This window comes from Comamonas humi (assembly GCF_054782535.1).
On sequence record NZ_BAAGSH010000019.1, the window covers coordinates 275,075 to 289,396 of the forward strand.

The window sequence follows — 14,322 nt, forward strand, 5'->3', positions numbered from 1 at the left end:
AGGAGCAGCAACATGTCTATCTACATCAACAAAGACACCAAGGTCATCACCCAGGGCATCACCGGCAAGACGGGCCAATTCCATACGGAAAAGTGCCAGGAATACGCGAACGGCAAGAACTGCTTCGTGGCTGGCGTGAACCCCAAGAAGGCGGGCGAGAAGATCTTCGACATTCCGATCTTCGGTTCGGTCAAGGACGCCGCCAAGGAAACCGGCGCCACCGTGTCGGTGATCTACGTGCCCCCGGCAGGCGCAGCCGCTGCGATCTGGGAAGCCGTGGAAGCCGACCTGGACCTGGCGATCTGCATCACCGAAGGCATCCCGGTGCGCGACATGCTCGAAGTGCGCAACAAGATGAAGGCCAAGGAAGCCGCCGGCGGCAAGAAGACCCTGCTGCTGGGCCCCAACTGCCCCGGCCTGATCACGCCCGACGAGATCAAGATCGGCATCATGCCCGGCCACATCCACAAGAAGGGCCGCATCGGCGTGGTCTCGCGCTCCGGCACGCTGACCTATGAAGCCGTGGCGCAGCTCTCCGAGCTGGGCATCGGCCAGTCCTCCGCAGTCGGCATCGGCGGCGACCCGATCAACGGCCTCAAGCACATCGACGTGATGCAGGCCTTCAACGACGATCCGGACACGGACGCCGTGATCATGATCGGCGAGATCGGCGGCCCCGACGAGGCCGAAGCCGCCCGCTGGTGCAAGGCCAACATGAAGAAGCCCGTGGTCGGCTTCATCGCCGGCGTGACCGCGCCTCCCGGCAAGCGCATGGGCCATGCCGGCGCGCTGATCTCCGGCGGTGCCGACACGGCCGATGCCAAGCTGGCCATCATGGAAGAGTGCGGTTTCACCATCACCCGCAACCCCTCCGAGATGGGCCGCCTGCTGCAGGCACTGATCAAGTAAAGATACGCAAAATTACGCATGCGCGAGGCGGCCTGCCTCGCTACACTGCGCATCTGCATAAAAGAAGACGCCAGCTCCTCGGATGCTGGCGTCTTTACATTCATAACAGCGGAGATCAACATGGAATTTCTCAGCACCCCCGACTTCTGGATCGGGCTGGTCAAGATCATCTGGATCAACATCATCCTGTCGGGCGACAACGCCGTGGTCATCGCCCTGGCGGCGCGCTCGCTGCCTCCTGAGCAGCAGCGCAAGGCCATCATGTTCGGCTCGGGCGCGGCCGTGGTGCTGCGTATCGTGCTCACCGTCGTGGCTGCCAAGCTGATGGAACTGCCCTTCCTGCAGATCGTGGGCGGCTGCCTGCTGCTGTGGATCGGCCTGCAGCTGCTCACCGGCGACGAGGGCGAAGAAGGCGAAGGCAAGGGCCATAGCAGCATGATGGTCGCCATCCGCACCATCCTGATCGCCGACCTCGTGATGAGCCTGGACAACGTGATCGCCGTGGCCGCCGCGGCCCAGGGCAACATGGTGCTGCTCATCCTGGGCCTGGCCATCAGCATCCCGCTGGTGGTCTTCGGCTCCACGCTGATGATCAAGCTCATGGAGCGTTTCCCCGTCATCATCGTGCTGGGTGCGGCCCTCATCGGTTGGGTGGCCGGCGAAACCATCATGAGCGACCGGGCCCTGCATGGTGCGCTCGAATCCTTCCCGATACTGCACTACGTCGCAGCCGCCGCTGGCGCCATCCTGGTGGTCGCCGTGGGCACCTTGCTCAAGAAGCGCCACGCCCAGGCCGCCTAGCAAACCCCTTCACACTCCAGCAGAAAGGCGCCTTCGGGCGCTTTTTTGTTGTCCAAAGCAGGCGATGAGCGGCTATTGCGCATCGGCGCCTTTGCATGCCGGGATGGATTTCCATCAAGACAAACTGTCCATTCTATTTTTTCAATAGTCTTTTATTCCTTCATCGGTACGGGTGTTGAGTATGTATTGGAGATCCACGATCGATCCTCTACTCACAAATGTCAACAAAATAACAAATTGAAACAAATGGGGATGACCATCGTACAATTGCCCTGAAGTATGAAAACGCCGAGACTCATTGTTTCTATTAATGGATCTGTGCTGCACGATATCGTGCTCGGGCAGCCGAGGACCACGCTCGGCCGCCATCCGGCCAACGATCTGGTCCTGGTTGACAGGTCTGTCAGTGCCGAGCATGCCGTCTTCATCCACGACCAGCAGACCGGCATCGTGATGGTCGAAGACCTCGACAGCACCAACGGCACCCGCGTCAACGGCGTGCGCATGCGCACCCGCGTGCTGCAAAGCGGCGACCTCATCGACATTGGCACGGCCCGCGTCCGCTTCCTGCTCGACCACCATATGGCAGGCATCGGCGATGCCGCGCTCCCCGAGGCCACTGGCCCGGCCGCCATCTCGGAACTGTGGGGCGCCGAGTACTCGCACACCGCTCCGATCGAACTCGGCGCCATGCCCGACTCGGTGCCTTCCCCCTCGCTGGTCAGCGCCTGCCTGCGGGTGGTCTCGGGCAACGACAAGGACATCGACCTCGCCAAGGTCGTCACCACCATCGGCAAGCTGGGCGTGGCCGTCGCCGCCGTCATCCGCCGCCAGCACGGCTACGTCATCAACAAGCTCGACGGCCGCGACGAAGCCACCCTCAATGGCCAGCCCCTGGGCACCGAGGCCCAGCCCCTGCGCCACGGCGACCGCGTGGCGCTGGCGGGCATCGTGTACGAGTTCACGGGGCACTGAGCAGGCCTCCCTGCCGGTCTCACTCGCAGCTATGGCGCAATGCGGCGCTTGGGCCGCTATCGACGACCCCTCACGGCTGCTTACAAAAATGTAAGACAAGATCGTCAATTTTTAACAAATAAGCGCAAATTTGTCGCTTTTGGTTACGTTTGTGTGGCCGTGCCGGGCTGGCATGCCGATTGCCTCTATAGCCGCGGACCTGCGGAATGTCTCCGTGGGCTACCAAGCTTTCGCTGATAGAGAGGAATGAACATGAACCGCATGAACCGTACAAAGCGCGCTCTGCAAAAGGGCTTTACGCTGATCGAACTGATGATCGTGGTGGCGATTATCGGTATCCTGGCTGCCGTGGCGCTGCCGGCTTATAAGGACTACACCATCAAGGCACGTGCTTCTGAAGTGGTGCTGGCTGCCTCGCAATGCCGCACCACCATCAGCGAAGCTGTGCAAACCATGCGCAATGACAACGTCTCCTCGACTGCCAACGGCTGGGGTTGCGAAGCCAACACCGCAGGCACTTCAGGTGCTGGTCCGACCAAGATGGTTTTGAGCATCACCACTTCCAAGGACGGCGTTATTACCGTTGTTCCGGAATTTACCGCCCTTGGCATCACCACCGCGTCTCCCACCGGCTCTTTGACGCTCAGCCCGATGATCGCCGGCGCGGCCGTCGATGTGACCTCTGCAGTTGATAAGAGCCAGGGCAAGCAAATTAGCGAGTGGATCTGCAAGTCCACCGGCGACATGGCCAAGTACGCTCCCGGTTCGTGCAAGTAATCTCCACGCGCTGAATCTGCAAAACCTTCCTTCGGGAAGGTTTTGCATTTGTGCTTAAGCAGACGCTTTACGGGGCGGTTTGCTGCTAAGTATGCTTATCAAGGGTTGAGAAGTGGCTAGCCTGCTGACACTTTGCTCCAATGGCAATTGTCTCACCCCGCCACAAAACTCCCCGACTTCCCCCCGTGCTTTTCCAATAGCCGCACCCCCGTCATCACCATCCCCTTGTCCACGGCCTTGCACATGTCGTAGATGGTGAGCAGGGCGACCTGCACGGCGGTCAGGGCTTCCATTTCCACGCCGGTCTGGCCGGTGGTCTCGGTGCGCACGGTGCACTGCACGGCGCAGGGTTCGGGCAGCAGTTCGAACTCGACGGCTACCTTGGTGAGCGCCAGCGGGTGGCACAGCGGGATCAGCTCGCTGGTCTTCTTGGCCCCCATGATGCCGGCGACGCGGGCGATGCCGAGCACGTCGCCCTTCTTGGCCGTGCCGCCGGCAATGAGGTCCAGCGTGGCGCGCTGCATTTCGATGCGGCCCTGGGCGATGGCGATGCGGTGCGTGGCGGCCTTGGCGCCGATGTCGACCATGTGGGCCTGGCCCTGCGCGTCGAAGTGGGTAAGGGTGTTCATGTGTATCCCGGCGAAACTGTTGCCTTGGCAGTGCATCATACGGGAGCATGCCAACTCTTATGGATATGATGAAAAAACGCCGTCAAACGCAATTGCAGAAAGCGCTGACAGCTCTTTTTTTAGGAGCAAGTGCCTGGGGGATCGTGCCGCTGGTGCACGCACAGAGCCATCTGCCGGCCATGGGCGAGGGGGCCGAGATGACGACCAGCGACGAGCGCCGGCTGGGCAATCGCATCATGCAGCAGATCTACCGCGACCCGGACTACATCGACGACCCCATCCTGTACGAGTACGTCAACGGCATCTGGCAGCACCTGGTGGCGGCCGCCAAGCAGCGCGGCAATCTGGGCGAGGAGCAGGCCGAGCGCTTTGCCTGGCAGGTGCTGCTGATCCGCGACCCGACGGTGAATGCGTTCGCGCTGCCCGGCGGCTTCATGGGCGTGCAGACCGGGCTGATCGGCGTGGTGGGCAGCCGCGACGAGCTGGCCTCGGTGCTGGCGCACGAGATCAGCCACATCACCCAGCGCCATATCGCGCGGATGATGGCGCAGGAAAAGCGCATGACGCCGGTGATGATCGGCAGCATGATCCTGGGCGCGCTGGCCGCCAGCAAGAACCCCGCCGCCGCGCAGGCGCTGGCGATCGGCGGCACGGCGGCGGTGGTGCAGACGCAGCTGAACTTCTCGCGCGACATGGAGCGCGAGGCCGACCGCACCGGCTTCGGCCTGATGCAGCCTGGCGGCTTTGCGCAGGGTGGCTTCGTGACCATGTTCGAGAAGCTGGAGCAGGCCAGCCGCATCAACGACAACGGCAGCTGGCCCTACTTGCGCAGCCACCCGCTGACCACGCAGCGCATTGCCGACATGCAGTCGCGCCTGCCGGCGGGCGCGCGCTCGTCGATGGCGGGGCAGGACAGCGGCCTGGTGGCGCAGATGATGGGCGCGCGTGCCCGCGTGCTCTCGCGCCCCGGGCCCGGGGCGCTGCGGCAATGGGCCGAGCAGCCGGCCAACAGCACGTTTGCCCGCAAGGCCCCGCCGCAGCAGGCGGCGGACCTGTATGCCGCGGCACTGGCCTGCAGCCAGCTGGGCCAGCATGCGCAGGCCCAGACGCTGTGGGAGCAATTGCTGCAACTGGTGCAGACCCATGGCCAGGGCGAGGCGCTGCGCCAGGCGCGGCTGCTGCAGGCCGATCTGGCGCTGGCGGCTCGCCAGCCGGCCCAGGCTCTGCAGGCGCTGGAGCCAATGCTGCAAGCAGGCAATGGGGCCGCGCCTGCAGCGGCCGGAGCGCAGGTCACCGCAGTCGAGAACGCGATGACGGGCACCGTGTCGTCGGCGGTGATTTCGCGCGGTGCGGACCAGTCGCTGTCAATCGCCGATGCCGATCCCCGGGCGCCGGTGGCGGCGGCCCCGGCGATGGCCGGCGACAGCGGCCAGCGCCGCACCGATGGGCTGCTGGCCACGCAGGCGCTGGTGCGGCTCGGTGCAAGCGGTGCGGCACAGCACGAGGCATTGATCAAGACGCTGACCGGCGGGCTGCAGACCATCACGGCCACGCAGCCGCGCGATGCGCCGGCCTGGCAGGCGCTGTCGGCGCTATGGCAGTTGCAGGGCCAGCCGCTGCGCGCGGTGCGCGCCGATGCCGAGGCCAGGGCGGCCCAATACGACTACGCGGCGGCGGTGGACCGGCTCAAGGCCGGGCAGGATCTGGCGCGCAAGGGCGGGCCGGGGGCGGATTATTTCGAGGCGTCGATCATCGACACGCGGCTGCGCGAGATGCAGTCACTGGCGAAGGAGCAGGCGGCCGACAAGTGATTCGATCACCAGCGAGATCAGCGAGTACAGCACCGAGCCGATCAGCGCGGCCCAGAAGCCGTGCACCTGGAAGCCGCTGCCCGACAGCGAGGCGGCGGCCCAGAACATCAGCGCGTTGATGACGAAGAGAAAGAGCCCCAGCGTGACCAGCGTGACGGGCAGCGTCAGCACCACCAGCACCGGCCGCACGATGGCATTGCACAGGCCGATGACCAGCGCCGCCAACAGCGCCGCGCCAAAGCTGTGCACCTCGACGCCGCTGTACAGGTAGGCGACGCACAGCAGCGCCACGGCGGAGAGCAGCCATTTGATGAGCAGGTTCATGGTGCGTGAAGCGGCTCCAGGGGGTGAAGCCGTCGGGTCTGGTTGGAGATGCGGCCTATTGTAGAGAGGCAATAGGCCTCGGGCATCAGTCCAGGCCCAGCGTCAGGCAGAGGCCGAACAGGCCCGCCAGCGCGGTGGTGAGGCGGCCGCCCGTGTGGGGCGTGGCGTCGGGCGGGGCCGAGATCGCCTTGGGGCGGCGCCAGTCCATGAACTCGGCGCCCGGATGCTCGGCATGCAGTTGCATGGTGATCTGCTGCAGCGCGGCTTCGGCCACCTGGGTGCTCACCGTGCCCTGGCGCAGATGCTGGCTGCGGGCGAGCAGGTCGTCGAACAGGTTGCGGGCCCATTTGTTGCGCCATTTGTCCAGCGTGCTGCGGTTGCCCCAACGGCTGGCGCGCCGGGTGATCTTGGGGGCGCAGGCCACGAGCACCCAATGGGTGTCCGGCTGTGCGGGCAGCGCGCTCCAGTGCTGGAGCGCGTGGGCCGAGTCGTCGACGAAGGCGATTTTGACTTGCATGGTGGTTCCGGGCTGCGGGTAGATGGGAGGATAACGGTTCGGCCCGTCTGGGTCGAACCTGTTTCCCCCAATACCTGCTTAGGCGGCGCCGTCGGCCGGGAGTTCCCGGTTTTTGCGGGCGGCGAAGTATTTGCCCAGGGCCAGCACCAGCAGTGCACCGGCCACCGAAGCAGCGTAGGTCAGGGTCTTGCCCTGGTCGAGCTTGAACATCCAGGTCCACTTGTCGTGGTTGGCGAAGACCGGGTCGGTCACCAGCATGCCGCCGGCGATCCAGCCCAGCAGCATGCCGCCGGCCGTGATGACGAGGGGATAGCGCTCCATCAGCTTGATGACCAGCTGGCTGCCCCAGACGATGATCGGGATGCTGATCAGCAGGCCCAGCACGACGAGCAGCATCTGGTGATCTTGGCCGGCAGTCTGCGCGGCGCCGGCGATGGCGATCACGTTGTCGACGCTCATCACCAGGTCGGCGACGATGATGGTCTTGATGGCGGCCAGCAGCTTCTCGCTGCCCTCGATGTTGCCGTGGCCGTCTTCCTCGGGCACCAGCAGTTTCACGCCGATCCAGACCAGCAGGATGGCGCCGACGAACTTCAGGAAGGGCAGCGCCAGCAGGTACATGGCGAAGGCGATGAGGATGACGCGCAGCACGATGGCACCGGCCGTGCCGTAGATGATGCCCTTGCGGCGCAGGTCCGGCGGCAGCCGGCGGCAGGCCAGCGCGATGACGACGGCGTTGTCGCCGCCGAGCAAAATGTCAATGATGATGATCTGCCCCAGAGCGATCCAGAACGGGGCATGTGTCAAGAAATCCAAGTCCATCGAAACACCTTCAAACCAATGCTTATGTATGGAAGGCTGGTGAGGGGCTGTGGAGGCTGCGTTCACGCCTGTATCGCATCGGAAACAGGCCGTGGAGGAGCGGCTTCGAAAGACCCTGCATTCAGCACAACGGGTTTTCGAAGGTCTTGTTCAGCCCGCCAGGTGGCGGACTTCATGGGCCGGAAGCCATCAAGGCTACGGATTGACGACCCATGACATCTTGGCGTTGCCAGGTGGCTGGCGCTGCCGAGCGAGAACTACTCCCCTTCGCAGGCGGAATTGGAACACAGATGCGCCGTCCGTCACCGGGTAGAAACCCTAGGATGTCGCAGGAGATAGTGCCGCCGCCGGGCTATGATGCAGGGCTTCGCCATGCCAAGCATCCACATCACCGACATCGAATCCGCCATCAACCACTGGCGCGCGCAATCGCCCAGCGGGCCCGGGCTGGCGCTGGCGCCCGAGGTGTGCGCGCTGGCGGAGCTGTATGCGCGCATGGTGTTCCAGCAGGTGGATGCCTGGCCCGAGGACGCCATGCCCGACGAGGCACTGTGGGCCTGGCTGGCCTGGTACGAGACCACGCCGGATACGCCCTGCATCGCGATCTGCTCCACCAGCCAGGGCGATGCGGACTGCAAGGGCTGCGGCCGTACCTTCGAGGAGGTGCAGCACTGGCTGGCCTACACGCCGGTGCAAAAGCGCATGGTGTGGCGGCGCATCACCGAGTCGGGCTCGGCCTGGCGCTTCAACCGCTACGCCGAGCGCGCGCGGGAGCTGGGCAAGTAGTTATTTCCAGCGCAGGGGCTCGATCTGCACGTCGCCCTTGGTGCTGCTCAGGATCAGCGCGCCGTCCTGCACCGTGGCCTGCAGCTGCATGCTGCGTTCGGCCAACTGCGCCAGGGCCTGGGAGGCTTCGGCGGGAATGCGCCAGGCCTGCAGCTTGTCGAGCCGGCTGACCTTGTTCTCCAGCCCTTTCCACCAGACTTCCGCCGCGTGGTGGAAGGCATAGACCATGACGCTGTCGGCCTTGGAGCAGGCCTTGGCCAGCGGCTTTTCCTCGGGCTGGCCGACCTCGATCCACAGGCGCTTGGCGCCGGTGAAATCGGTGAGCGAGATGTCCGGGTCGTCCGGGTCGGACAGGCCGGCGCCAAAGGCCAGCGTGCCGTCGCCGTTGCAGACGTCGTTGAGCTGGTGGGCGTTGAAGGCCAAAGCCACCAGCCGCACCATCATGCGCTCGTCGGTCTCGCTGGGGTGGCGGGCCAGCGTGAGCGCGTGGTCGGCGTAGTAGCCGTGGTCGATGTCGGCGATGGACAGGTTCGCCTTGAAGATGGTGGATTTCAGCGCCATGCGGTTGCTATAAAAACAAGAGCTGCCAGCGCAAGCCATGGCTTGTTTTGGCAGCTCTTTGTATTAAGAAATGGCTACTGGTAAGCGCCAGCAGCTATGGTTTTTGTCAGATGCGCTTGGCCAGCTCGGCAGCCTTGCCCACGTAGCTCGCGGGCGTCATGGCCAGCAGGCGGTCCTTGTCGGCCTGGGGGATCTCCAGGCTCTGGATCAGGCGGTGCAAGTCTTCGGCGCGCACGGTCTTGCCGCGCGTCACTTCCTTGAGCTTCTCGTAGGCGCCCTGCACGCCGTAGCGGCGCATCACGGTCTGGATGGGCTCGGCCAGCACTTCCCAGGCGTTGTCCAGGTCTTCGGCGAGGCGCTCTTCGTTGAGTTCGAGCTTGTTCAGGCCGGTCATCAGCGAGCTGTAGGCCAGGGCCGCGTAGCCCAGCGCCACGCCGATGTTGCGCAGCACGGTGGAGTCGGTCAGGTCGCGCTGCCAGCGGCTGACGGGCAGCTTCTCGGCCAGGTGGCGCAAGAGCGCGTTGGCCAGGCCCAGGTTGCCTTCAGCGTTCTCGAAGTCGATGGGGTTGACCTTGTGCGGCATGGTCGACGAGCCGATCTCGCCGGCCTTCAGGCGCTGCTTGAAGTAGCCTACGCTCACGTAGCCCCAGATGTCGCGCGACAGGTCGATCAGAATGGTGTTGGCGCGCGCCACGGCATCGAACAGCTCGGCCATGTAGTCGTGCGGCTCGATCTGGATGGAGTAGGGCTGGAAGGTGAGGCCCAGGCCCGCAGGTTCGTGCGTCTCGATGACCTTCTGGCTGAACGCCTCCCAGTCGAACTCGGGCCAGGCGGACAGGTGGGCGTTGTAGTTGCCCACGGCGCCGTTCATCTTGGCCAGCAGCTTCACGCCGGCGATGCGGTCCATCGCCGTCTGCAGGCGGGCGATGACGTTGGCCACTTCCTTGCCCACGGTGGTGGGGCTGGCGGTCTGGCCGTGCGTGCGGCTGAGCATGGGCACGGCGGCGTACTGGTGCGCCATCTCGCGCAGCTTGAGGATGACGCGGTCCAGCCCCGGCAGCACGACCTGGTCGCGCCCGGCGCGGATCTGCAGCGCGTGGCTGGTGTTGTTGATGTCCTCGCTGGTGCAGGCGAAGTGCACGAACTCGGCGGCCTTGAGCAGCTCGGGGCGGGCGTCGAACTTGCTCTTGATCCAGTACTCGACGGCCTTCACGTCGTGGTTGGTGGTCTTCTCGATGTCCTTGATGGCCTGGGCGTCGGCTTCCGAAAAATGGCTCACCAGCCCGTGCAGGTAGCTGCGCGCACCGTCGGACAGCGGCGGGAACTCGGCAAAGCCGGCATCGGACAGCGCGATGAACCAGGTGATCTCCACCTGCACGCGGCGATGCATGTAGCCGAATTCGCTCATGATGGGGCGCAGGTCGGCGAGTTTGGCGGCATAGCGGCCGTCCAGCGGAGAAAGGGCGGTAAGGGACGTGAGGCTCATGGGCCGCTATTGTAGGTGCTGACCCCAAGTCGACGGGGGCGGATGGCAATCCATCGCTAGAATCCTGGATCAACAGAATTTCATCAAGAAAACGGGTGGATTCCGGCCGCCGGCCGGACCGGCAATGACTCACTCCCCACACACCATGAAACTGATTGGAAGCAAGGCCAGTCCCTATGTGCGCAAGGTGCGCGTGGTCATGGCGGAAAAGAAGCTCGACTACCGGCTGGAGCTGGAAGACGTATGGTCGACCGACACCCGCATCGCCCAGGTCAACCCGCTCGGCCAGGTGCCCTGCCTGGTGCTGGACGACGGCGAGGCGCTGTTCGACTCGCGCGTGATCGTCGAGTACCTCGACACCCTGTCGCCGGTGGGCAAGCTGATTCCCAGCGTGGGCCGCGAGCGCGCCGAGGTCAAGACCTGGGAGGCGCTGGCCGACGGCGTGCTCGACGCCGCCGTGCTGGTGCGGCTGGAAAACATCTTCGAGGGCCGTACGCCCGAGCAGCGCAGCCAGGCCTGGATGGAGCGGCAGACCGGCAAGGTCTGGGCCGGCCTCGAATACCTGAGCAACGGCCTGGGCAAGAAGCCGTATTGCCTGGGCAACGGCATCCACATCAGCCTGGCCGACCTGGCCGTGGGCTGCATGCTGGCCTGGCTCGATTTCCGCTGCCCCGAACTCGACTGGCGCCGCCCCTATCCCAATCTGGAGCAGTTGCTGCACCGGCTGGAAGAGCGGCCGAGCTTCGCCTCCACCCGTCCCGACTGATGGCGGGCGGCCGCCCGCTCAAGGCCGAAGCCATCCCCGCTTTTCCCGCACCGCCCAGGCAAAAGAAAACCCAGCGCGAAGGCTGGGTTGGCTTGGAAAAATGTTGCGAAGCGTCCCGAAGCGAATGATAGAGAGGGAGGGAGGAGAAGCACTTCAGGCTTGCAGTCACGCGGTGAAAGGCTTCGCAACAATAAACTGGTTCGGCAATGCGGCGGTTTCGGTTCCTTGAAAGGCTGGCATCGTTGCCAATAGAGTAGGTCCGATGGCCCAAAGTTCCATACCTTTTTCCTTAAAGATACGTAAAGTGAGATTTTGAACCTACTGCCAATGGCTTGTTGTATCAGTATTTCTTGCTACAAAATTTGAATTTTTGTGAATTGTCGCGGTTATTGTATCTGAAAGTAACCTAAACGCCTACCACCTTATCCCAGTACGTAGTTCCATAGTGCGCGGATGGCCTGCTGCTGGGGGGCCAGCTCGGCATCGGGCACCTGGGTGGGGGCCTCGTTGAGGCGCGCCGTGTGCTGCACCCGCCGCAGTTCGCGGTAGGCATCGGCGGCGGCATGGCCCATGCCGGCGGGCAGCAGGCCGGCGGCTTCGGCGCGCTGCAGCAGCGCGATGTTGCCCAGGTTGGCGACCAGGCCCGGGTGCTGGCCGGCGTGCAGTAGCACCAGGTACTGCACGACGAACTCGGCATCCATCATGCCGCCCACGCTGTGCTTCACATCGAAGCGCCCGGCGGCGATGGGATGGCCGCCGCGCACGCGCTCGCGCATGGCGACGATCTCGTTCTTGAGCGCGGTAGCGTCGCGCGGCGCGGTGATCACGGCCTCGCGCACGGTGTCGAAGCGCTGTGCCAGCCCCGGCGCGCCCAGCACGCAGCGCGCACGCGTCATGGCCTGGTGCTCCCAGGTCCAGGCGGTGTTGCTGCCGCGCTGCTGCTGGTAGTTGGCGTAGGACTCGAAGCTGGTGATGAGCAGGCCCGAGTTGCCGTTGGGCCTGAGCGCGGTGTCGATCTCGAACAGATCGCCCTCGCCGGTCTTGACGGTGAGCCAGCTGATGAGCTTGCGCACGAAGGCGGCGTAGGCCTCGGGGGCGCGATCGTCCTCGTCGTCGAACACGAAGACGATGTCCAGGTCGCTGCCGTAGCCCAACTCCTTGCCGCCGAGCTTGCCGTAGCCGATGATGGCGAACTGGGGTTCGTCGCGGTGGCGGTTCTTCAGCCGCTCCCAGCACCAGCGCGAGGTGATGCGCAGCACGGCGTCGGCCAGTGCCGAGAGGTCGTCGGCGACCTGCTCGACGGTGATCTGCCGCTCCACGTCGCGGGCCAGCGTGCGGAAGGTCTCGGCATGGTGGGCGCGGCGCAGCAGGTTCAGCAGGTTCTCGTCGTCGTCCTCGCCGGTGGATTGCAGCGAGGCGCGGCGGCGCTCCAGCTCGACCTCGAAGTCGGCGGCGCTGAAGCGCTCGTGCATCAGCGCGTCGCTGGCCAGCTCGTCGATCACGCCGGGGTGCTGCAGCATGTAGCGCGCCGGCCATTTGGCGGCGCCCAGCAGGTGCAGCAGCTTCTCGTGCACGGCAGGGCGTTCCAGCAGCAGCGCCAGGTAGCTTTCGCGGCGCAGCAAGGGCTCGATCCAGTCGGCCAGGCGCAGGGCGGCGATGTCGCTGACCTGGCCCTGCTCCAGCCACTGGCCGGTGCGCTGCACCAGCAGGATCAGCCGGTTGCGGCCCGATTCGCTCAGGTATGCGAAGCGCGGGTTGCTCTGCCACTGCTGCACGCGCTCGCGCACGGCCTCGGGCAGGCGGCTGAGCACGCCGTCGAAGTCCGGCGCCGCCGCTGCCGCCTTGGGGCCGCCGCACTGGCCGTTCTTGCAGGCGGGCTTGCCGCCGAGCAGCTTGTCGAACTCCTGGGCGACGAACTCGCGGTGCGCGTCGAGCTGGTGCAAGAAGGCGCAGCAGTCGGCATAGCCCAGGGTCTGCGCCATCCAGCGCAGGTCGTCATCGCGCGTGGGCAGCACGTGGGTCTGCTGGTCGTCCAGGTACTGGATGCGGTGTTCCACGCGGCGCAGGAAGGTGTAGGCCTCGGCCAGCGCCTGTGCGGTGTCCTGCGGCATGAGGTTGGAGCGGGCCAGCCGCTCCAGCGCCTCGAGCGTGGGGCGGCAGCGCAGCTCGGGGAACTGTCCGCCGCGCACCACCTGCAGCAGCTGCACGGTGAACTCGATCTCGCGGATGCCGCCGCGCGAGAGCTTGACGTCGTTGGCGCGCTCGGGGTGGCCGGCGCTGCGCTTGCTGGCATGGTCGCGGATCTGGCGGTGCAGCGAGCGCAGTGAGTCGAACACGCTGTAGTCGAGGTAGCGGCGGAACACAAAGGGCAGCACCACGCCGCGCAGCGCCTGCACCTGGGGCTGGGCGATGCAGTCGCGCGGCGCGACCACGCGGCTCTTGAGCCAGGCAAAGCGCTCCCATTCGCGGCCGTGGACCTGCAGGTATTCCTCCAGCGCGGACAGCGAGATCGCGGCCGGGCCCGAGTTGCCGTTGGGCCGCAGCGCCAGGTCGACGCGGAACACGAAGCCGTGCTCGGTGGTCTCGCCGATCAGCTGGTAGATGAGCTTGACGGCGCGCGAGAAGTACTCGTGGTTGGAGATGCGGCCGCGCCCGTCGGGCAGGCCGGCGGTCTCGCCGTCGTGCTCGTAGACGTAGATCAGGTCGATGTCGCTGGAGACGTTCAGCTCGCGCGCGCCGAACTTGCCCATGCCGATGATCCACAGCTGCACGGGGTTGCCGTTCGTGTCCTGCGGGGCGCCGTGGCGCTGGTCCAGCTCGGCGCGGGCGGCTTCGCAGGCGGCCGACAGCGCCAGCTCGCCCAGCTCGGTCACGCCGCGGGTGATGGTTTCGAGCGGCGCCTGGGCCTCGCAGTCCAGGCGGATCAGCCGTTCCATCACCAGCTGGCGCAGGATGCGCAGCGCCGCCGGTAGCGGCTGGCCCTGCTGCTGCAGCGCGGCCAGCGTCTGCTGCATGCTGGCGCGGGTGGGCTCACCGGGCGGCAGCAGCGTGAACAGGTCTTCGTAGCGGCGATGCAGGCGCTGGAAGAAGCGGGAATGCTCGGCCAGAGCGGTATCGTTGGATCCTGTCATGGTTCAAATCGTCACACTTGCAAAAAG

General features: G+C 65.3%; 14 protein-coding genes. 7 read left to right on the forward strand and 7 right to left on the reverse strand.

Translation table 11 applies throughout. From position 1 onward, the window contains the following. The first annotated feature begins 12 nt into the window (after positions 1-12). The 4 genes from sucD (at position 13) to ACYVKR_RS21440 (ending at position 3,462) form a co-directional block, all read left to right on the forward strand. Entirely contained in the window at positions 13-909 is an 897-nt protein-coding gene (sucD, locus tag ACYVKR_RS21425) for a succinate--CoA ligase subunit alpha (RefSeq protein WP_460483000.1), read from the forward strand. Positions 910-1,029: 120 nt separating this feature from the next. Further along, complete coding sequence (locus tag ACYVKR_RS21430; protein WP_460483001.1) at positions 1,030-1,710, forward strand: TerC family protein; 681 nt, start codon at positions 1,030-1,032, stop codon at positions 1,708-1,710. A 318-nt stretch (positions 1,711-2,028) separates the two neighbouring features. Then, entirely contained in the window at positions 2,029-2,685 is a 657-nt protein-coding gene (locus ACYVKR_RS21435) for an FHA domain-containing protein (RefSeq protein WP_460483002.1), read from the forward strand. A gap of 252 nt (positions 2,686-2,937) precedes the next feature. Next, positions 2,938-3,462: a pilin gene (locus ACYVKR_RS21440; protein WP_460483003.1), complete on the forward strand. Its 525-nt coding sequence runs from the start codon at positions 2,938-2,940 to the stop codon at positions 3,460-3,462. A gap of 152 nt (positions 3,463-3,614) precedes the next feature. Here ACYVKR_RS21440 and moaC read toward each other — a convergent pair whose 3' ends face one another. Then, positions 3,615-4,091: a cyclic pyranopterin monophosphate synthase MoaC gene (gene moaC / locus ACYVKR_RS21445; RefSeq protein WP_460483004.1), complete on the reverse strand. Its 477-nt coding sequence runs from the start codon at positions 4,089-4,091 to the stop codon at positions 3,615-3,617. Positions 4,092-4,243: 152 nt separating this feature from the next. Here moaC and ACYVKR_RS21450 point away from each other — a divergent pair, with 152 nt between their 5' ends. After that, entirely contained in the window at positions 4,244-5,902 is a 1,659-nt protein-coding gene (locus ACYVKR_RS21450) for a M48 family metalloprotease (protein WP_460483005.1), read from the forward strand. On the opposite strand, the gene ACYVKR_RS21455 is transcribed toward ACYVKR_RS21450, so the two are convergent. The 3 genes from ACYVKR_RS21455 to ACYVKR_RS21465 all read right to left on the reverse strand — a co-directional run bounded on the left by ACYVKR_RS21455 (position 5,870) and on the right by ACYVKR_RS21465 (position 7,565). After that, a complete protein-coding gene (locus ACYVKR_RS21455) occupies positions 5,870-6,226 on the reverse strand; it encodes a phage holin family protein (protein ID WP_460483006.1) in 357 nt (118 codons plus the stop codon). The genes ACYVKR_RS21450 and ACYVKR_RS21455 overlap by 33 nt on opposite strands. Positions 6,227-6,311: 85 nt before the next feature. Next, positions 6,312-6,743, reverse strand: coding sequence for a hypothetical protein (locus tag ACYVKR_RS21460; protein WP_460483007.1), 432 nt, complete (start codon positions 6,741-6,743; stop codon positions 6,312-6,314). A gap of 78 nt (positions 6,744-6,821) precedes the next feature. Beyond that, a complete protein-coding gene (locus ACYVKR_RS21465) occupies positions 6,822-7,565 on the reverse strand; it encodes a TerC family protein (RefSeq protein ID WP_460483008.1) in 744 nt (247 codons plus the stop codon). 372 nt (positions 7,566-7,937) lie between these two features. Between ACYVKR_RS21465 and ACYVKR_RS21470 the strand changes: the two genes are divergently transcribed. Further along, on the forward strand, positions 7,938-8,351 hold the full coding sequence (locus tag ACYVKR_RS21470) for a DUF3717 domain-containing protein (RefSeq protein ID WP_460483009.1): 414 nt from the start codon (positions 7,938-7,940) through the stop codon (positions 8,349-8,351). On the opposite strand, the gene ACYVKR_RS21475 is transcribed toward ACYVKR_RS21470, so the two are convergent. Further along, entirely contained in the window at positions 8,352-8,912 is a 561-nt protein-coding gene (locus tag ACYVKR_RS21475; RefSeq protein WP_460483010.1) for a YaeQ family protein, read from the reverse strand. It lies immediately after the preceding gene. Between the two features lie 106 nt (positions 8,913-9,018). Further along, a complete protein-coding gene (gene purB / locus ACYVKR_RS21480) occupies positions 9,019-10,398 on the reverse strand; it encodes an adenylosuccinate lyase (RefSeq protein ID WP_460483011.1) in 1,380 nt (459 codons plus the stop codon). A gap of 145 nt (positions 10,399-10,543) precedes the next feature. On the opposite strand from purB, the gene ACYVKR_RS21485 reads away from it, so the two are divergent. Beyond that, positions 10,544-11,164 carry a glutathione S-transferase family protein gene (locus ACYVKR_RS21485; RefSeq protein WP_460483012.1) on the forward strand — a complete coding sequence of 207 codons (621 nt, stop codon included), beginning with the start codon at positions 10,544-10,546 and terminating at the stop codon, positions 11,162-11,164. 422 nt (positions 11,165-11,586) lie between these two features. Here the strand turns inward: ACYVKR_RS21485 and glnE are convergent, their stop codons facing one another. Further along, on the reverse strand, positions 11,587-14,295 hold the full coding sequence (gene glnE / locus ACYVKR_RS21490) for a bifunctional [glutamate--ammonia ligase]-adenylyl-L-tyrosine phosphorylase/[glutamate--ammonia-ligase] adenylyltransferase (protein ID WP_460483013.1): 2,709 nt from the start codon (positions 14,293-14,295) through the stop codon (positions 11,587-11,589). Positions 14,296-14,322 lie beyond the last annotated feature (27 nt).